Origin of the sequence: Citrobacter farmeri (assembly GCF_019048065.1) — a bacterium.
Classification (GTDB): domain Bacteria; phylum Pseudomonadota; class Gammaproteobacteria; order Enterobacterales; family Enterobacteriaceae; genus Citrobacter_A; species Citrobacter_A farmeri.
Genome location: NZ_CP077291.1, coordinates 498,454 through 516,540 on the forward strand (window position 1 = coordinate 498,454; position 18,087 = coordinate 516,540).

The window sequence follows — 18,087 nt, forward strand, 5'->3', positions numbered from 1 at the left end:
TGCATGCCGATTCAGGTGTTACCGCCACAACTGGCGAACCAGATTGCCGCAGGTGAGGTGGTTGAACGACCTGCATCGGTGGTCAAAGAGCTGGTGGAAAACAGCCTTGATGCCGGGGCGACGCGGATCGATATTGATATCGAGCGCGGCGGCGCGAAGCTGATCCGCATCCGTGATAATGGCTGTGGGATCAAAAAAGACGAGCTGGCGCTGGCGCTGGCGCGTCACGCCACCAGTAAAATTGCGTCGCTTGACGATCTGGAAGCCATCATCAGCCTCGGTTTTCGCGGCGAAGCGCTGGCGAGTATCAGTTCGGTGTCTCGCCTGACGCTCACGTCGCGCACTGAAGACCAACAGGAAGCCTGGCAAGCCTACGCGGAAGGTCGCGATATGGATGTGACGGTCAAACCGGCCGCGCATCCGGTGGGGACAACGCTGGAAGTGCTCGATCTGTTCTATAACACCCCCGCCCGGCGCAAGTTTATGCGCACCGAGAAAACCGAATTCAACCATATTGACGAGATCATTCGACGCATTGCGCTGGCGCGTTTTGATGTGACGATCAATTTATCGCACAACGGCAAAATGGTACGCCAGTACCGTGCGGTGGCGAAAGATGGGCCGCAAGAGCGTCGGCTGGGTGCCATTTGCGGGACGCCGTTTCTTGAGCAGGCGTTGGCGATTGAGTGGCAGCATGGCGATCTGACCTTACGCGGCTGGGTCGCCGATCCCAATCACACTACGACGACGCTGGCGGAAATTCAGTACTGCTACGTTAACGGACGTATGATGCGTGACAGGCTGATCAACCACGCGATTCGTCAGGCGTGTGAAGATAAGTTGGGGGCCGATCAGCAGCCCGCGTTTGTGCTGTACCTCGAGATTGATCCGCATCAGGTGGATGTCAACGTGCATCCGGCCAAGCACGAAGTGCGTTTTCATCAGTCGCGCCTGGTACATGACTTTATCTACCAGGGGGTGCTGAGCGTACTGCAACAGCAGCTTGAATCGCCATTACCGCTGGAAGCAGAAGGGGAACCCGCGCCCCGACACGTTCCAGAAAACCGTGTGGCCGCGGGGCGTAACCATTTTGCTGAGCCGGCGCAGGCGCGCGAACCGACGGCACCGCGCTATGCTTCCGCACCGTCAGCGGGCAGTAGCGCTCCGCGCCCGACCGCGGCAAGCTGGCCGCATGCTCAACCGGGCTACCAGAAACAGCAGGGCGAGGTGTATCGTCAGCTCCTGCAAACGCCGACACCTGCGACAAAGTCGCCAGCGGCGGAACCGGCGGTATCAGCGCTGGCGGGACACAGTCAAAGCTTTGGTCGCGTGCTCACCATTGTGGGCAACGACTGCGCGCTGTTGGAACGAGAGGGGAATATTTATCTGCTGGCGCTGTCCGTTGCAGAACGCTGGCTGCGTCAGGCTCAGCTCACCCCTGGAGAGGGACAGGCCTGCGCTCAGCCATTGTTGATCCCGCTGCGGCTAAAGGTTTCTGCGGATGAAAAGGCCTCGCTGGAAAAGGCGCAGTCCGCGCTGGTGGAATTGGGGATTGAATTTCAGGCAGATGCCCAGCATGTGACCATTCGGGCGGTGCCTTTACCCTTACGCCAACAAAATTTACAAATCTTGATTCCTGAACTGATAGGCTACCTGACGCAGCAGTCAGCGCTTGAACCTGGCAATCTGGCGCAGTGGATTGCGCGTAACCTGATGAGTGAGCATGCGCAGTGGACAATGGCTCAGGCCATTACTCTGTTGGCTGATGTGGAGCGGCTTTGCCCGCAGCTCGTGAAGGCGCCGCCGGGTGGTCTGTTACAACCTGTTGATTTACATACGGCGATGAATGCCCTGAAACATGAGTGATATCAGTAAGGCGAGCCTGCCAAAGGCAATTTTTTTGATGGGGCCAACGGCCTCGGGCAAAACGGCGCTAGCGATTGAATTGCGTAAAGTTTTGCCAGTAGAGTTGATAAGCGTCGATTCCGCCCTTATTTACAAAGGGATGGATATCGGGACGGCGAAGCCGGACGCTGAAGAGTTAAAGGCGGCGCCGCACCGATTGCTGGATATTCGCGATCCGTCGCAAGCGTATTCTGCCGCGGATTTCCGCCGTGATGCGCTGGAGGAGATGCGCGAGATCACTGCAGCGGGGCGTATTCCGCTGTTGGTGGGTGGTACGATGTTGTATTTCAAGGCGTTGCTGGAAGGTCTTTCGCCGTTACCGTCGGCAGATCCCCAGGTCAGGGCCAGAATTGAGCATCAGGCGGCTGAGCTTGGGTGGGATGCATTGCATCAGCAGTTGCAGACAATCGATCCGGTTGCTGCTGCGCGTATTCATCCAAATGATCCGCAAAGACTTTCCCGGGCACTGGAAGTTTTTTTCATTTCGGGTAAAACTTTAACGGAACTGACGCAAACGTCAGGTGATGCTTTACCGTACCAGGTGCATCAGTTTGCTATCGCCCCAGCGAGCCGTGAGCTGTTGCATCAACGCATCGAGCAGCGTTTTCATCAGATGTTGGCTTCAGGATTTGAAGCAGAAGTTCGGGCGCTTTTTGCCCGTGGAGATTTGCATACGGATTTGCCTTCCATTCGTTGTGTGGGATACCGCCAGATGTGGTCATACCTTGAAGGCGAAATATCATACGAGGAAATGGTTTATAGAGGTGTTTGCGCCACGAGGCAGTTGGCAAAGCGGCAGGTAACCTGGTTGCGCGGTTGGGAAGGGGTGCACTGGCTTGACAGTGAGAAACCTGAACAGGCGCGGAACGAAGTATTACAGGTTGTTGGTGCTATCGCGAACTGAATGTGTACAATTAAGGCGTATCGTGCGCAATTTTCAGAATCGAAAGATTCAAAGTACAAATAAGCATATAAGGAAAAGAGAGAATGGCTAAGGGGCAATCTTTACAAGATCCGTTCCTGAACGCACTGCGTCGGGAACGTGTTCCAGTTTCTATTTATTTGGTGAATGGTATTAAGCTGCAAGGTCAAATCGAGTCTTTTGATCAGTTTGTGATCCTGTTGAAAAACACGGTCAGCCAGATGGTTTATAAGCACGCGATTTCTACTGTTGTCCCGTCTCGCCCGGTTTCTCATCATAGTAACAATGCCGGTGGCGGTACCAGCAGTAACTATCATCACGGTAGCAGCGCGCAGGGTTCTGCAGCGCAACAGGACAGCGAAGAAACCGAATAAGGTTTTTGGCTGTTTTACACACGGGGAGCCAGAATTTCTGCGTTCCCCGCTGATCTATATCGAGGGGTTGACGCTTGTTTGACCGTTATGACGCCGGTGAGCAGGCGGTACTGGTACACATCTATTTTTCGCAAGACAAAGATATGGAAGATCTCCAGGAGTTTGAGTCTCTGGTCTCTTCCGCCGGTGTCGAAGCAATGCAGGTGATTACCGGTAGCCGTAAAGCACCGCACCCGAAGTACTTTGTTGGTGAAGGTAAAGCCGTTGAAATTGCGGAAGCCGTAAAAGCGACAGGCGCTGCCGTCGTATTATTTGATCATGCATTGAGCCCGGCCCAGGAGCGTAACCTGGAGCGCCTGTGTGAGTGTCGTGTTATCGATCGCACCGGCCTTATTTTAGATATTTTTGCGCAGCGTGCACGTACCCATGAGGGTAAATTGCAGGTTGAACTGGCGCAGTTGCGCCATCTGGCTACGCGTCTTGTCCGTGGCTGGACCCACCTCGAAAGACAGAAAGGCGGGATTGGTTTGCGCGGTCCGGGTGAAACCCAACTCGAAACCGACCGTCGTTTATTGCGAAACCGTATATTGCAGATCCAGTCGCGCCTGGAAAAAGTTGAAAAGCAACGTGAGCAGGGGCGACAGTCGCGCATTAAGGCGGATGTCCCAACCGTCTCGCTGGTGGGATATACCAACGCCGGAAAATCTACCCTTTTCAACCAGATAACCGAAGCCAGGGTCTATGCGGCAGATCAACTGTTTGCGACCCTGGATCCGACGCTACGGCGTATTGACGTGGCGGATGTTGGGGAAACCGTGCTGGCGGATACCGTAGGGTTTATCCGTCATCTTCCGCACGATCTGGTGGCGGCGTTTAAAGCGACCCTCCAGGAAACGCGTCAGGCGACGCTGTTGCTGCATGTTGTTGATGCGGCGGATGTGCGCGTGCAGGAAAACATCGACGCAGTGGATACGGTTCTCGAAGAGATCGATGCTCACGAGATCCCGTCCCTGATGGTGATGAACAAGATCGATATGCTGGATGACTTTGAACCGCGTATCGACCGGGATGAAGAGAACAAACCGATCCGTGTCTGGCTTTCCGCACAGACAGGGGTTGGGATACCACAGCTTTTTCAGGCTTTGACGGAACGACTTTCTGGCGAGGTGGCGCAGCATACGTTGCGCTTGCCACCGCAGGAAGGGCGTCTGAGAAGCCGTTTTTATCAGCTTCAGGCAATAGAAAAAGAGTGGATGGAGGATGACGGTAGCGTAAGTCTGCAAGTTCGCCTGCCGATCGTTGACTGGCGTCGCCTCTGTAAACAAGAACCGGCATTGGAAGACTATGTTGTCTGACCTGACGGATATGGCCTGAAGATTTTTTCGCCTCTGTACCATGTGGATATCGTGCGGCAGGAGGGCGGCAAATCCCGAAAGCCTCAAGAGCATAGTTAACTATGCGACTGGAGTTGAGGGACGTAGCCAACGTACCTACAGCGCAAAAGACACCGGTATAGCATCGCATAACAAATATGGAGCACAAACATGGCGTGGAATCAGCCCGGTAATAACGGACAAGACCGCGACCCGTGGGGAAGCAGCAAACCAGGCGGCAACTCTGAGGGAAATGGAAACAAAGGTGGTCGCGAGCAGGGGCCACCTGATCTCGATGACATCTTTCGCAAACTGAGTAAAAAACTCGGTGGCCTTGGCGGCGGTAAAGGTACCGGCTCTGGCGGCGGGAGCTCATCGCAAGGCCCGCGCCCGCATCTGGGCGGACGTGTCGTCACCATCGCGGCGGCAGCTATCGTCATTATTTGGGCGGCAAGCGGTTTCTACACCATCAAAGAAGCAGAACGCGGCGTGGTGACACGCTTCGGTAAGTTTAGCCATCTGGTTGAACCGGGCCTGAACTGGAAGCCGACGTTTATCGACGAGGTCACGCCGGTGAACGTGGAAGCCGTCCGCGAACTGGCCGCTTCCGGTGTGATGTTGACCTCGGATGAGAACGTCGTGCGCGTTGAGATGAACGTGCAGTACCGTATCACCGATCCACAGAAATATCTGTTTAGCGTGACCAGCGCGGATGACAGCCTGCGTCAGGCGACCGATAGCGCCCTGCGTGGTGTGATCGGTAAATACACCATGGACCGTATCCTGACCGAAGGGCGTACCGTTATTCGTAGCGATACCCAGCGTGAACTGGAAGAGACCATTCGTCCGTACAACATGGGTATTACCCTGCTGGACGTCAACTTCCAGGCTGCGCGTCCGCCGGAAGAGGTGAAAGCCGCGTTTGACGATGCGATTGCTGCACGTGAGAACGAACAGCAGTACATCCGTGAAGCAGAAGCGTATACCAACGAAGTTCAGCCGCGTGCGAACGGTCAGGCACAGCGTATCCTTGAAGAGGCGCGAGCTTACAGAACGCAAACCATCCTGGAAGCTCAGGGTGAAGTAGCGCGCTTTGCTAAAATCCTGCCGGAATATAAAGCCGCACCGGAGATTACTCGCGAGCGTCTGTATATCGAGACAATGGAAAAAGTGTTGAGCCATACCCGTAAAGTACTGGTGAACGATAAAGGCGGTAATCTGATGGTTCTGCCATTGGATCAAATGCTGAAAGGCGCGAATGCTCCAGCGGCAAAGAGCGATAGCGGTTCAAACCTGCTGCGTCTGCCTTCCACGTCTTCATCCAGCAGCAGCGGAGCAAGCAACACCTCGTCCACCAGTCAGGGCGATATTATGGACCAACGCCGCGCCAACGCGCAGCGTAACGACTACCAGCGTCAGGGGGAATAACGATGCGTAAGTCAGTTATTGCGATTATCATCATCGTGCTGGTAGTGCTGTACACCTCAATCTTCGTGGTGAAAGAAGGTGAGCGCGGAATTAAGTTCCAGTTCAGCAGTGTCGTGCGTGATGCTGACAAAAAACCGTTGATTTATGAGCCAGGTCTGCACTTTAAGGTTCCGTTTATTCAGTCGGTGAAAATGCTCGATGCCCGTATCCAGACGATGGATAACCAGGCCGATCGCTTTGTCACCAAAGAGAAGAAAGACCTGATTGTCGACTCTTACATTAAGTGGCGCATCAGCGATTTCAGCCGTTACTTCCTGGCGACAGGCGGCGGCGATATTTCTCAGGCCGAAGTCCTGTTGAAACGTAAGTTCTCTGACCGTTTGCGTTCTGAGATTGGTCGTCTGGATGTGAAAGACATCGTGACCGACTCTCGCGGTCGTCTGACTCTGGAAGTACGTGACGCACTGAACTCTGGCTCTGCCGGAACGGAAGACGAAGTGGCGACACCGGCGGCGGATAACGCGATTGCCGAAGCGGCTGAACGTGTTCAGGCTGAAACCAACGGCAATGTGCCGGTGATCAACCCGAACAGTATGGCAGCATTGGGTATCGAAGTGGTCGATGTGCGGATCAAGCAGATCAACCTGCCGACTGAAGTCTCTGAAGCGATCTACAACCGTATGCGCGCTGAGCGTGAAGCGGTAGCGCGTCGTCACCGTTCACAAGGTCAGGAAGAAGCGGAAAAACTTCGCGCGACGGCCGACTATGAAGTGACCAAAACGCTGGCGGAAGCTGAGCGTCAGGGACGTATCATGCGCGGTGAAGGGGATGCCGAAGCGGCAAAACTGTTTGCCGATGCGTTCAGCCAGGATCCTGACTTCTACGCCTTTATTCGTAGCCTGCGTGCTTACGAGAAAAGCTTCGAAGGCAATCAGGATGTCATGGTCATGAGCCCGGACAGCGATTTCTTCCGCTACATGAAGACACCGAATACCGCAACGCGATAATATCGCCCCAACGGTTTTAGGTAAGACGTATAAAACCACCGGCATCTTCAGGGATGCGGTGGTTTTCTTTTTATAAGGACAATAGATGAACTCAACAATCTGGCTGGCGCTTGCTCTGGTGTTAGTGCTTGAAGGTTTAGGTCCGATGCTTTACCCACGCGCCTGGAAGAAGATGATTTCTGCCATGACGCAGTTGCCTGAAAATACGTTACGTCGTTTTGGCGGTGGACTTGTGGTCGCGGGCATTGTGGTCTACTACATGTTGAGGAAAACGATTGGCTGATCAAAAAACGTGCGAATTTAGCTGATTTTTGCATGCAAAAAGTGCTGTATATCTGAAAAAGCGATGGTAGAATCCATTTTTAAGCAAACGGTGATTTTGAAAAATGGGTAACAACGTCGTCGTACTGGGCACCCAATGGGGTGACGAAGGTAAAGGAAAGATCGTCGATCTTCTGACTGAACGGGCTAAATATGTTGTACGCTACCAGGGCGGTCACAACGCAGGCCATACTCTCGTAATCAACGGTGAAAAAACCGTCCTCCATCTTATTCCATCAGGTATTCTCCGCGAGAACGTCATCAGCATCATCGGTAACGGTGTTGTGCTTTCTCCGGCTGCGCTGATGAAAGAGATGAAAGGACTGGAAGATCGTGGTGTTCCTGTCCGCGAGCGTCTGCTGCTGTCTGAAGCATGCCCGCTGATTCTGGACTACCACGTTGCGCTGGATAACGCGCGTGAGAAAGCACGTGGCGCGAAAGCGATCGGCACTACCGGTCGTGGTATCGGGCCGGCTTACGAAGACAAAGTCGCACGTCGCGGTCTGCGCGTTGGCGATCTGTTCGACAAAGCCACGTTCGCTGAAAAACTGAAAGAAGTGATGGAATATCACAACTTCCAGCTGGTCAACTTCTATAAAGTTGATGCGGTTGACTACCAGAAAGTGCTGGATGATGTGATGGCGATTGCCGACATCCTGACTTCGATGGTGGTGGATGTTTCCGATCTGCTGGACCAGGCGCGTAAGCGTGGCGATTTCGTCATGTTTGAAGGTGCGCAGGGTACGCTGCTGGATATCGACCACGGTACCTATCCGTACGTAACCTCCTCTAACACCACCGCAGGTGGCGTGGCGACCGGTTCTGGCCTGGGTCCGCGTTATGTAGATTACGTTCTGGGTATCATCAAAGCTTACTCCACTCGTGTGGGTGCGGGTCCGTTCCCGACTGAGCTGTTTGACGACATCGGTGAGTTCCTGTGCAAGCAGGGTAACGAGTACGGTGCCACTACTGGTCGCCGTCGTCGTACCGGCTGGCTGGACTCCGTGGCTGTGCGCCGTGCGGTACAGATCAACTCCCTCTCGGGCTTCTGCCTGACCAAACTGGACGTACTGGACGGTTTGAAAGAGGTGAAAATCTGTGTCGCTTATCGTATGCCGGATGGCCGTGAAGTGACCACGACACCGCTGGCGGCTGACGATTGGGAAGGTATCGAGCCGATTTACGAAACCATGCCTGGCTGGTCTGAATCCACCTTCGGCGTGAAAGAGCGTAGCGGTTTGCCGCAGGCAGCGCTGAACTACATTAAGCGTATCGAAGAACTGACCGGTGTGCCGATTGATATTATTTCTACTGGCCCGGATCGTACTGAGACCATGATTCTGCGTGACCCGTTCGACGCATAATTAAGGTATAATGCCCGGAAGCATCATGCTGACCGGGCAACAGATAGTAGTAGGCAGTTGTAAGCCGGATAAGGCGTTTTTCGCCGCCATCCGGCTTGATACAGAGTAAGTTCCTCGCTTTTTTCCTTCCCGAGTGAAATAAATTGGCAGTCAGACAGATGGCTGGTTTATCATCAATATATAAGATGTATCCCGTTCTCCCCTTTTCCCTGAGGTTGATGTGCAGTTAACGAGTTTCACCGATTACGGACTACGAGCGCTAATCTATATGGCATCACTCCCGGAGGGTCGCATGACCAGTATTTCGGAGGTGACGGATGTCTACGGCGTTTCCCGTAATCATATGGTCAAAATAATCAATCAACTTAGCCGGGCGGGCTTTGTGACTGCCATCCGGGGGAAAAATGGGGGGATCCGCCTGGGCAAAGCCGCGAACACCATTCGGATCGGTGATGTCGTGCGCGAGCTCGAACCGCTGTCGCTGGTGAACTGTAGTAGCGAGTTTTGCCATATTACCCCTGCCTGTCGACTCAAACAGGCGCTTTCTAAGGCCGTGCAAAGTTTTCTAACGGAGCTGGATAACTACACGCTTGCCGATTTGGTTGAAGAGAATCAACCGCTTTATAAATTATTGCTGGTGGAATGAAGAAAAATTCCGCCGGAGATGACAACGGAGGAACCTCGATGTCACAAGATCCTTTCCAGGAACGCGAAGCTGAAAAGTACGAAAATCCTATCCCAAGCCGGGAATTTATCCTCGAACATTTAACAAAACGTGAAAAACCGGCCAGCCGTGATGAGCTGGCTGTGGAACTGAACATAGAAGGCGAAGAGCAGCAGGAAGCCCTGCGTCGTCGTCTGCGCGCAATGGAGCGTGACGGACAACTGGTCTTCACCCGTCGTCAGTGCTATGCGCTGCCGGAACGTCTCGATCTGCTGAAAGGTACCGTTATTGGCCACCGTGATGGCTACGGCTTTCTGCGCGTCGAAGGACGTAAAGACGATTTATATCTTTCCAGCGAGCAGATGAAAACCTGCATCCATGGCGATCAGGTGCTGGCGCAACCGTTAGGTGCAGACCGTAAAGGTCGCCGCGAAGCACGTATCGTGCGCGTGCTGGTGCCGAAAACCAGCCAGATTGTCGGTCGTTATTTCACTGAGGCAGGCGTGGGCTTTGTCGTTCCGGATGACAGTCGTCTGAGCTTCGATATCCTGATCCCGCCGGAAGAGGTGATGGGCGCCCGCATGGGCTTTGTGGTGGTGGTTGAACTTACCCAGCGTCCGACGCGCCGCACTAAAGCGGTAGGTAAAATCGTTGAAGTGCTGGGCGATAATATGGGCACCGGTATGGCCGTTGATATGGCGCTACGGACCCATGAAATCCCGTATATCTGGCCTGCTTCCGTTGAAAAACAGGTTGCCGGTCTGAAAGAAGAGGTGCCTGAAGAGGCAAAAGTCGGTCGTGTAGATTTACGCGATTTACCGTTGGTCACCATCGACGGCGAAGATGCCCGCGATTTTGACGATGCGGTCTATTGCGAGAAGAAACGCGGTGGCGGCTGGCGTTTATGGGTGGCGATTGCCGACGTGAGCTATTACGTGCGTCCGCCGACGCCGCTCGACCAGGAGGCGCGTAATCGCGGGACGTCCGTGTACTTCCCGTCGCAGGTAGTACCGATGCTGCCGGAAGTGCTCTCCAACGGCCTGTGCTCACTGAACCCGCAGGTTGACCGTCTGTGCATGGTCTGCGAAATGACCGTGTCCACCAAAGGCCGTCTGACAGGGTATAAATTCTACGAAGCGGTAATGAGCTCGCACGCGCGTCTGACCTATACCAAGGTCTGGCATATCTTGCAGGGCGATCAGGAACTGCGCGAGCAGTATGCGCCGCTGGTTAAACACATCGAAGAGCTGCACAACCTCTATAAAGTGCTGGATAAAGCCCGTGAAGAGCGTGGCGGCATCTCATTTGAAAGCGAAGAAGCGAAGTTCATTTTCAACGCGGAACGTCGTATTGAGCGGATTGAACAAACCCAGCGTAATGATGCGCACAAACTGATTGAAGAGTGCATGATTCTGGCGAATATCTCGGCGGCGCGTTTCGTTGAGAAGGCCCAGGAGCCTGCGCTGTTCCGTATTCACGATAAGCCGACCACCGAGGCGATCACCTCCTTCCGTTCCGTTCTGGCGGAACTGGGGCTGGAGCTGCCGGGCGGCAACAAACCGGAACCGCGTGACTACGCGGAACTGCTGGAATCAGTTGCCGATCGTCCAGATGCCGAAATGCTGCAAACTATGCTGCTGCGCTCGATGAAGCAGGCGATTTACGATCCGGAAAACCGCGGCCACTTTGGCCTGGCGTTGCAGTCATATGCGCACTTTACTTCGCCAATCCGTCGTTATCCGGATCTCTCGCTGCACCGTGCGATTAAGTATCTGCTGGCGAAAGAGCAGGGTCATAAGGGCAACACCACCGAGACGGGCGGTTACCACTATTCGATGGAAGAGATGCTGCAACTGGGCCAGCACTGTTCGATGGCTGAACGACGTGCGGATGAAGCAACCCGTGACGTCGCTGACTGGCTGAAGTGCGACTTCATGCTGGATCAGGTCGGCAACGTCTTTAAAGGCGTGATTGCCAGCGTCACCGGTTTTGGCTTCTTTGTGCGTCTGGACGAGCTGTTTATCGACGGACTGGTGCATGTCTCTTCACTGGATAACGACTACTACCGTTTTGACCAGGTCGGGCAGCGTCTGACCGGCGAATCCAGTGGCCAGACTTACCGTCTTGGCGATCGCGTGGAAGTGCGCGTGGAAGCGGTCAACATGGATGAGCGCAAGATCGATTTCAGCCTGATCTCCAGCGAGCGTGCGCCGCGTAACGAAGGTAAAACGGCGCGTGAAAGAGCGAAAAAAGGCGATACGGGCAAAAAAACCGGGCGTCGTCGTCAGGTCGGCAAAAAAGTGAACTTTGAGCCTGATAGCGCTTTCCGCGGCGAGAAGAAAGGCAAGGCCGGGGCTAAACCTGCGGCTGAGAAAAAAGGCGATAAAAAAGCGAAAAAGCCATCGACAAAAACGCTTAAAATCGCAGCAGCCACGAAAGCAAAACGCGCGGCGAAAAAGAAAAACGCGCAGTAAGCCACACAGTGTAAGCCGGGGACGCGTGGCGTCACCCGGCATGATTAACCATTAACGAGTAATTTCATGAGTGAAATGATTTACGGCATCCATGCGGTGCAGGCCCTGCTGGAGCGCGCTCCTGAACGTTTTCAGGATGTCTTTATTCTCAAAGGCCGTGAAGATAAGCGCCTGCTGCCGCTGATCCACGCCCTCGAAGCGCAGGGTGTGGTCATCCAACTGGCGAACCGTCAGTTTCTGGATGAGAAAAGCGAAGGGGCCGTACATCAGGGCATCATCGCCCGCGTGAAGCCGGGCCGTCAGTATCAGGAAAACGATCTGCCTGATCTGATCGCCTCACTGGATCAACCTTTCCTGCTGATCCTCGATGGCGTGACCGATCCACATAACCTCGGTGCCTGTTTGCGTAGCGCCGATGCCGCTGGCGTCAATGCCGTGATCGTGCCGAAAGATCGTTCCGCCCAACTGAACGCAACGGCGAAAAAAGTTGCCTGCGGAGCGGCGGAAAGCGTTCCGTTAATCCGGGTGACTAACCTGGCGCGTACCATGCGTATGTTGCAGGAAGAGAATATCTGGATTGTCGGCACGGCGGGTGAAGCTGACCATACCCTCTATCAGAGCAAAATGACCGGTCGTATGGCGCTGGTGATGGGGGCAGAAGGTGAGGGGATGCGTCGCCTGACGCGTGAACATTGTGACGAACTGATCAGCATTCCAATGGCTGGAAGCGTTTCTTCGCTCAACGTTTCTGTCGCGACAGGCATCTGTTTATTCGAGGCCGTTCGCCAGCGCAGCTAATTTCGTCTCCCCAAAGCCATCCAGCAGGATGGCTTTTTTGTGACCCCCTTTCCAGGCATTCTCCGCTCAGACTGACCATACTTACTGAGATGCCATTGAAGGAGGGAAACATAATGCATTGGCAAACTCACACCGTTTTTAATCAGCCGTTACCCCTGAATAACAGTAACCTGTTCCTGTCTGATGGCGCGCTCTGCGAGGCGGTGGCGCGCGAGGGGGCGGGGTGGGACAGCGAACTTCTCGCCAGTATCGGTCAACAACTCGGCACCGCAGAATCGCTTGAGCTGGGACGCCTGGCAAACGCCTGGCCGCCGGAACTGCTGCGTTACGATCCTCGGGGGCAGCGACTGGACGAGGTTCGCTTCCATCCCGCATGGCATTTGCTTATGCAGGGGTTGTGCACCAACCGTGTGCATAATCTACCCTGGGAAGAGACAGCGCGCGCCGGATCGTTTGTTGCCCGGGCCGCGCGCTTTATCTTGCATGCGCAGGTGGAGTCCGGAACGCTCTGCCCCATCACCATGACCTTCGCCGCTACGCCGCTGCTGCAGCAGATGTTGCCCGCTACATTTGCCGACTGGCAAACGCCTCTGCAAAGCGATCGCTATGATTCGCACCTCGCACCAGGTGGGCAAAAGCGTGGTCTGCTGATTGGTATGGGAATGACGGAAAAGCAGGGGGGGTCTGATGTGATGAGCAACACCACCCGTGCCGAGCGTCTGGAGGATGGATCGTACCGATTGGTGGGGCATAAATGGTTCTTTTCCGTTCCGCAAAGCGATGCCCATTTGGTACTGGCGCAGGCAAAAGGCGGCCTCTCTTGCTTCTTCGTCCCGCGTTTTTTACCTGACGGGCAGCGTAATGCGATCCGTCTCGAACGGTTGAAAGACAAGCTGGGGAATCGCTCCAATGCCAGTGCGGAAGTCGAATTTCAGGATGCCATCGGCTGGTTGCTGGGAGATGAGGGCGAAGGCGTTCGTCATATTCTGAAGATGGGCGGCCTGACGCGTTTTGATTGCGCGCTCGGCAGCCACGGACTGATGCGTCGCGCGTTCTCGATTGCTATCTACCACGCGCACCAGCGTATGGTATCTGGTAAGCCGCTGATCGAGCAGCCCATGATGCGCCAGGTGCTTAGCCGTATGGCGTTACAACTGGAAGGGCAAACCGCGTTATTGTTTCGTCTGGCCCACGCCTGGGATCGGCGTAGCCATGCCAAAGAACGACTCTGGGCGCGACTGTTCACCCCCGCCGCGAAATTTGTCGTCTGTCAAAGCGGCATCCCGTTTGTGGCGGAAGCGATGGAGGTGCTTGGCGGGATAGGGTATTGCGAAGAGAGCGAACTCCCACGACTGTACCGGGAAATGCCGGTCAACAGCATCTGGGAAGGCTCCGGCAATGTCATGTGTCTCGATGTTCTGCGGGTCATCAGTAAACAAACCGGTGTCGATGAGATGCTGAGCGACGTGTTCTCTGACGTCAGGGGCCAGGACAGACACTTTGATCGCGCGGTTCGTCAGCTTTTGCAGCGGTTGCGCAAGCCTTCCGAAGAACTGGGTCGCGATATCACTCAGCAGATTTTCCTGTTGGGATGCGGAACGGAAATGTTACGGCATGCGTCACCACCTATTGCACAAGCCTGGTGCCAGATGATGCTGGATACGCGTGGTGGAATGTTGCTATCAGAACGGGTGCAGGACGCGCTGTTGCTGCGGGCAACGGGGGGATTACGCTGATACTTTGCCGGATGTGCCTGCGCCATCCGGCAGTCTGTTACGCATAGAGAATAGCCTGTACGCGCCAGTTATCGGGTTGTTGCTCTTCGTACATCTGAATAATGCGATACCATGACGCGCCTTGTTCATCGGCTTTTAACGCCACAATACGTTCCACATCCTGTGGATTTCCGGAAATATTACTGACAGAGATCAGGCCAATTTCATTGAGGCCAGTCACGCAATCCGCGCTCGCGAATTCAGCAGACTGCGCCGTCGTACTCACCAGCCCGGCAGTTAACAGCAGTGAGGATAAGGCAAGAGATTGTTTCATCGTCAGCTCCATTTTACGTTTCCCCGCAATGCGCAGGGCATTCCATCGCCGAAATAAACGTCCAGCCTCCTGCTGTCGGTTTATTGTGCACAGGTAAACGTATAGAGGCGTAAAGCTACGTGAAATTGCCTTAAATTCCCTCAATGACTATTTACGATATAAGATGGCCTGCGAATACCACTGACCCGTCACGATGGTTTCATCAACCATGACAATAACGTAATAATCGGCTTTCGCTGCGGCGGCTTTCGCTTTGACTTCATCGACGGCATCATCCGGAGAACCTCTGACCAGAGAGGTCACTGTTCCCATCCGTTGCAATCCTTGTGTTTGATCGCGACGAATTTCCTGCGGATGATCGGCGACGGGTGGTGCTGGCTGCGGCGTTCCCTGAAGAATGCTACAGCCACTTAACAGCATCACCAACATCAAAAAAATAAACCGACGCATCACTCTATCTCGTTTCCTGATAGCCATAGTGTAGTGCCTTCTTAATTTCCCTTTGGGGGGAATGTTCCCAAAATGTTACCTCCCGCGCGATTTTCGAATGAAAATGTCGCGAAAGCGTAATCCAGTTCTCAACATTATGAATCGTTGTTGAACACGTCACCTTGTTTAATAATGTGACTCGTGGCATACCAGAGCCAAAAGGGGGCGCAAATGATTGAAATTGAAACACGTCAGGTGGCGGAACATCACCTGCTTCACGCCTTTCCTTCGGGGCAACGCGATACACCTTTGCCGTGTATTGTTTTCTACCACGGTTTTACCTCTTCCAGCCTGGTCTACAGCTATTTTGCCGTTGCGCTGGCGCAGGCCGGATTTAGAGTCATTATGCCAGACGCGCCGGAGCATGGGGCGCGTTTCAACGGTGACGAACAGGCGAGAATGGGCCATTTCTGGCAGATTTTGCAACAAAGCATGCAGGAATTTACGGCGTTGCGTGAGGCCCTGCGCGCAGAAAACTGGCTGCTGGATAACCGCCTTGCGGTCGGTGGCGCATCGATGGGGGCAATGACTGCGCTGGGGATTATGACTCAGCATCCGGAGATTAACTGTGTTGCCAGCCTGATGGGGTCGGGCTATTTCACCCGTCTGGCGCGAACGCTGTTTCCCCCTTTCGCCCAGGACACGCCCGCCCGGCAGGCGGCGTTCGCCCGTATCATTGCGCCGTTGGCGAAGTGGGACGTGTCGCAGCAGCTTGCCCGACTGGCCGACAGACCGCTGCTGTTATGGCATGGTCAGGACGACGATGTGGTGCCGGCGGCGGAAAGTTTCCGTTTGCAGCAGGCGATGATTCAGGCCGGGCTGGACCAGAATCTGACCTGTCAGTGGCAAGCAGGCGTGCGCCATCGGATCACGCCCGAAGCCCTTAGCGCAACGGTGTCGTTTTTCCGTCAGCATCTTTAGACGCGAAGAATGTTAACGCCCTGAGCTTCAAGCTGCTTCAGGATTTCAGGGTTAGCATTTTTGCCGGTGATGAGCATATCGATCTGATCCGCGCGGCTGAACAACATCCCTGCCCGCTCGCCGACTTTACTGCTGTCGACCAGTACCACCAGTTTACCGACTACACTCAGCATTTTCTGCTCAGCCATGGCGGTCAGCATATCGGTTTTATACAGTCCGTCCGCGGTTAACCCTTTACCGCTGGTAAACATCCAGTGTCCGGCATACAGGCTATTTTCACTGCCTTGCGGGCTAAGCGTGATGGACTGGCTTTTGTTGTATTGCCCTCCCATGATGATCACGCTGTCATGCTCCTGGTCGATCAGATAGTTTGCCAGAGGCAGATAATTGGTGATGATTTGCACCGGCTTGCCGCACATTTCACGACCCAGCAGAAAGGCGGTCGATCCGCAGTTGATCACCACGCTTTCACCCGCATTCACAAGCTGGGATGCCGCCTTGGCAATACGAACTTTTTCATCGTGGTTCTGCGCCTGGTGCAGATTCATAGGCGTCCAGCGCGGACGCTGCTGGGTAATGGCTTCTGCGCCGTTGCGGACTTTCTTGAGTTTGCCGCTTTCGTCGAGTTTGTTGATGTCCCGGCGTGCTGTGGCGGGTGAAATCCCCAGACGCTCAATGACGTTCTCAACGGTAACAAAGCCCAACTGCGCTAACATATCGAGTAAAATTTGATGCCTTTGTGCTTCAGTCATGAGCTATTCCGATACAAAATGATTTGAAAAGATGATATTTGAAATAGCCTGGAAATACTAAAGTAAATGGGAAAAAAATGCCGGGATAGCCCGGCATTTTGTGTGGATCACAAGAAGGATTTAAACGGTAAATCCGGTTCAATCGTGAAGCAGTCATCAAAGCCACGCGGATAGTGATATTCAAAGTTATCTTTGTCCAGCGGCCAGGTAAACTTGCCGCCGACCTGCCAGATAAACGGCTTAAAGCCATACTTCAGCCGATCTTTTTTCATCTCCCACAGTACGCGGATCTCCTGAGGATCGGCCTGGAAGTTTGACCAGATGTCATGGTGGAAAGGGATCACCACTTTTGTATTCAGCGCTTCCGCCATGCGTAGCATGTCGGAGCTGGTCATTTTGTCCGTAATCCCACGCGGATTCTCACCGTAGGAGCCGAGCGCAACGTCGATCTGGTGCTCGTTGCCATGCTTTGCATAGTAGTTGGAGTAGTGCGAGTCTCCGCTGTGGTACAGCGTACCGCCCGGCGTTTTGAAGAGGTAGTTTACCGCGCGAGCATCCATACCATCCGGCAGCACGCCTGCCGCTTTTTGATCGGCTGGGAGTGTGATCAATGCCGTACGATCAAACGCGTCAAGCGCATGAATTTCAATATCTTTCACTTTCACCACATCGCCTGGTTTTACCACGATACAGCGTTCTTTCGGCACTCCCCAACCGATCCACAGATCCACACAGGTTTGCGGCCCGATAAATGGCACGTCATCGGCGCAGTTCTGCATGACGGCGGCCGCGACATTCACATCAATGTGATCGTTATGATCGTGTGTCGCCAGCACCGCATCGATCTGTCGAATTGCAAATGGATCAAGAACAAACGGCGTAGTGCGCAGGTTAGGCTGCAGTTTCTTCACCCCGGCCATACGTTGCATCTGGTGACCGGTTTTCATCAACGGGTTACCGTGGCTTTGTTTACCCGTACCGCACCAGAAGTCGACGCAGATGTTAGTCCCACCTTCCGACTTAAGCCAGATGCCGGTACAGCCAAGCCACCACATAGCGAATGTGCCAGGTGCGACCTGTTCCTGTTCGATCTCTTCATTCAGCCAGCTTCCCCACTCTGGGAAAGTGCTCAGGATCCATGATTCACGCGTGATGCTTTTTACTTTACTCATCGCATTTACCTTCACTTTCGTTCAATTTAAATCAATTTATGATTTGTTTTGATTGATACTGACATCATTTTATC

Annotated in this window: 17 protein-coding genes; 13 read left to right on the plus strand and 4 right to left on the minus strand. The window is 54.1% G+C overall.

Features of this window, described 5'->3' with window-relative positions; all coding sequences use genetic code 11:
• Positions 1-3 precede the first annotated feature (3 nt).
• From mutL to I6L53_RS02375, 12 genes are all read left to right on the plus strand, one after another.
• A complete protein-coding gene (gene mutL / locus I6L53_RS02320; RefSeq protein ID WP_042321416.1) occupies positions 4-1,866 on the plus strand; it encodes a DNA mismatch repair endonuclease MutL in 1,863 nt (620 codons plus the stop codon).
• Complete coding sequence (gene miaA / locus I6L53_RS02325; RefSeq protein ID WP_042321421.1) at positions 1,859-2,809, plus strand: tRNA (adenosine(37)-N6)-dimethylallyltransferase MiaA; 951 nt, start codon at positions 1,859-1,861, stop codon at positions 2,807-2,809. The genes mutL and miaA overlap by 8 nt, the downstream gene beginning before the upstream one ends.
• Before the next feature lie 83 nt (positions 2,810-2,892).
• Positions 2,893-3,201 carry an RNA chaperone Hfq gene (hfq, locus tag I6L53_RS02330; protein WP_042321423.1) on the plus strand — a complete coding sequence of 103 codons (309 nt, stop codon included), beginning with the start codon at positions 2,893-2,895 and terminating at the stop codon, positions 3,199-3,201.
• Between the two features lie 74 nt (positions 3,202-3,275).
• Positions 3,276-4,556, plus strand: coding sequence for a ribosome rescue GTPase HflX (hflX, locus tag I6L53_RS02335; RefSeq protein WP_042321426.1), 1,281 nt, complete (start codon positions 3,276-3,278; stop codon positions 4,554-4,556).
• A 189-nt stretch (positions 4,557-4,745) separates the two neighbouring features.
• Positions 4,746-6,002, plus strand: a complete 1,257-nt coding sequence (gene hflK / locus I6L53_RS02340; protein ID WP_042321428.1) for an FtsH protease activity modulator HflK — start codon at positions 4,746-4,748, stop codon at positions 6,000-6,002.
• Between the two features lie 2 nt (positions 6,003-6,004).
• Positions 6,005-7,009, plus strand: a complete 1,005-nt coding sequence (gene hflC / locus I6L53_RS02345; RefSeq protein WP_042321433.1) for a protease modulator HflC — start codon at positions 6,005-6,007, stop codon at positions 7,007-7,009.
• Positions 7,010-7,094: 85 nt separating this feature from the next.
• Positions 7,095-7,292, plus strand: a complete 198-nt coding sequence (locus I6L53_RS02350; protein WP_042321436.1) for a DUF2065 domain-containing protein — start codon at positions 7,095-7,097, stop codon at positions 7,290-7,292.
• A gap of 103 nt (positions 7,293-7,395) precedes the next feature.
• Entirely contained in the window at positions 7,396-8,694 is a 1,299-nt protein-coding gene (purA, locus tag I6L53_RS02355; protein WP_042321439.1) for an adenylosuccinate synthase, read from the plus strand.
• Between the two features lie 220 nt (positions 8,695-8,914).
• Positions 8,915-9,340, plus strand: coding sequence for a nitric oxide-sensing transcriptional repressor NsrR (gene nsrR / locus I6L53_RS02360; protein WP_042321442.1), 426 nt, complete (start codon positions 8,915-8,917; stop codon positions 9,338-9,340).
• Positions 9,341-9,378: 38 nt separating this feature from the next.
• A complete protein-coding gene (gene rnr / locus I6L53_RS02365) occupies positions 9,379-11,832 on the plus strand; it encodes a ribonuclease R (protein ID WP_042321445.1) in 2,454 nt (817 codons plus the stop codon).
• Positions 11,833-11,898: 66 nt separating this feature from the next.
• Positions 11,899-12,630, plus strand: a complete 732-nt coding sequence (gene rlmB, locus I6L53_RS02370; RefSeq protein ID WP_042321448.1) for a 23S rRNA (guanosine(2251)-2'-O)-methyltransferase RlmB — start codon at positions 11,899-11,901, stop codon at positions 12,628-12,630.
• A gap of 113 nt (positions 12,631-12,743) precedes the next feature.
• Positions 12,744-14,366 carry an isovaleryl-CoA dehydrogenase gene (locus tag I6L53_RS02375; RefSeq protein ID WP_042321450.1) on the plus strand — a complete coding sequence of 541 codons (1,623 nt, stop codon included), beginning with the start codon at positions 12,744-12,746 and terminating at the stop codon, positions 14,364-14,366.
• Between the two features lie 37 nt (positions 14,367-14,403).
• Here I6L53_RS02375 and yjfN read toward each other — a convergent pair whose 3' ends face one another.
• Together yjfN and bsmA are read right to left on the minus strand one after the other, a co-directional pair.
• Positions 14,404-14,679, minus strand: a complete 276-nt coding sequence (gene yjfN / locus I6L53_RS02380) for a DUF1471 family protease activator YjfN (protein ID WP_072140690.1) — start codon at positions 14,677-14,679, stop codon at positions 14,404-14,406.
• 147 nt (positions 14,680-14,826) lie between these two features.
• Positions 14,827-15,156: a biofilm peroxide resistance protein BsmA gene (gene bsmA, locus I6L53_RS02385; protein ID WP_042321457.1), complete on the minus strand. Its 330-nt coding sequence runs from the start codon at positions 15,154-15,156 to the stop codon at positions 14,827-14,829.
• A gap of 183 nt (positions 15,157-15,339) precedes the next feature.
• Here bsmA and yjfP point away from each other — a divergent pair, with 183 nt between their 5' ends.
• Positions 15,340-16,089: an esterase gene (gene yjfP / locus I6L53_RS02390; protein WP_042321460.1), complete on the plus strand. Its 750-nt coding sequence runs from the start codon at positions 15,340-15,342 to the stop codon at positions 16,087-16,089.
• On the opposite strand, the gene ulaR is transcribed toward yjfP, so the two are convergent.
• Positions 16,086-16,841 (minus strand): HTH-type transcriptional regulator UlaR, encoded by a 756-nt coding sequence (gene ulaR, locus I6L53_RS02395; protein ID WP_042321464.1) that lies wholly within the window; start codon positions 16,839-16,841, stop codon positions 16,086-16,088. The genes yjfP and ulaR overlap by 4 nt on opposite strands.
• 107 nt (positions 16,842-16,948) lie before the next feature.
• Entirely contained in the window at positions 16,949-18,013 is a 1,065-nt protein-coding gene (ulaG, locus tag I6L53_RS02400) for an L-ascorbate 6-phosphate lactonase (protein ID WP_016151424.1), read from the minus strand.
• Positions 18,014-18,087 lie beyond the last annotated feature (74 nt).

What these genes read in the sequence shown, in the direction of transcription:
- mutL (WP_042321416.1), top strand. Translation starts at nt 4, where the DNA reads ATGCCGATTCAGGTGTTACCGCCACAACTGGCGAACCAGATTGCCGCA.
- miaA (WP_042321421.1), top strand. Translation starts at nt 1,859, where the DNA reads ATGAGTGATATCAGTAAGGCGAGCCTGCCAAAGGCAATTTTTTTGATG.
- hfq (WP_042321423.1), top strand. Translation starts at nt 2,893, where the DNA reads ATGGCTAAGGGGCAATCTTTACAAGATCCGTTCCTGAACGCACTGCGT.
- hflK (WP_042321428.1), top strand. Translation starts at nt 4,746, where the DNA reads ATGGCGTGGAATCAGCCCGGTAATAACGGACAAGACCGCGACCCGTGG.
- hflC (WP_042321433.1), top strand. Translation starts at nt 6,005, where the DNA reads ATGCGTAAGTCAGTTATTGCGATTATCATCATCGTGCTGGTAGTGCTG.
- I6L53_RS02350 (WP_042321436.1), top strand. Translation starts at nt 7,095, where the DNA reads ATGAACTCAACAATCTGGCTGGCGCTTGCTCTGGTGTTAGTGCTTGAA.
- purA (WP_042321439.1), top strand. Translation starts at nt 7,396, where the DNA reads ATGGGTAACAACGTCGTCGTACTGGGCACCCAATGGGGTGACGAAGGT.
- rnr (WP_042321445.1), top strand. Translation starts at nt 9,379, where the DNA reads ATGTCACAAGATCCTTTCCAGGAACGCGAAGCTGAAAAGTACGAAAAT.
- rlmB (WP_042321448.1), top strand. Translation starts at nt 11,899, where the DNA reads ATGAGTGAAATGATTTACGGCATCCATGCGGTGCAGGCCCTGCTGGAG.
- I6L53_RS02375 (WP_042321450.1), top strand. Translation starts at nt 12,744, where the DNA reads ATGCATTGGCAAACTCACACCGTTTTTAATCAGCCGTTACCCCTGAAT.
- yjfN (WP_072140690.1), bottom strand. Translation starts at nt 14,679, where the DNA reads ATGAAACAATCTCTTGCCTTATCCTCACTGCTGTTAACTGCCGGGCTG.
- bsmA (WP_042321457.1), bottom strand. Translation starts at nt 15,156, where the DNA reads ATGGCTATCAGGAAACGAGATAGAGTGATGCGTCGGTTTATTTTTTTG.
- yjfP (WP_042321460.1), top strand. Translation starts at nt 15,340, where the DNA reads ATGATTGAAATTGAAACACGTCAGGTGGCGGAACATCACCTGCTTCAC.
- ulaR (WP_042321464.1), bottom strand. Translation starts at nt 16,841, where the DNA reads ATGACTGAAGCACAAAGGCATCAAATTTTACTCGATATGTTAGCGCAG.
- ulaG (WP_016151424.1), bottom strand. Translation starts at nt 18,013, where the DNA reads ATGAGTAAAGTAAAAAGCATCACGCGTGAATCATGGATCCTGAGCACT.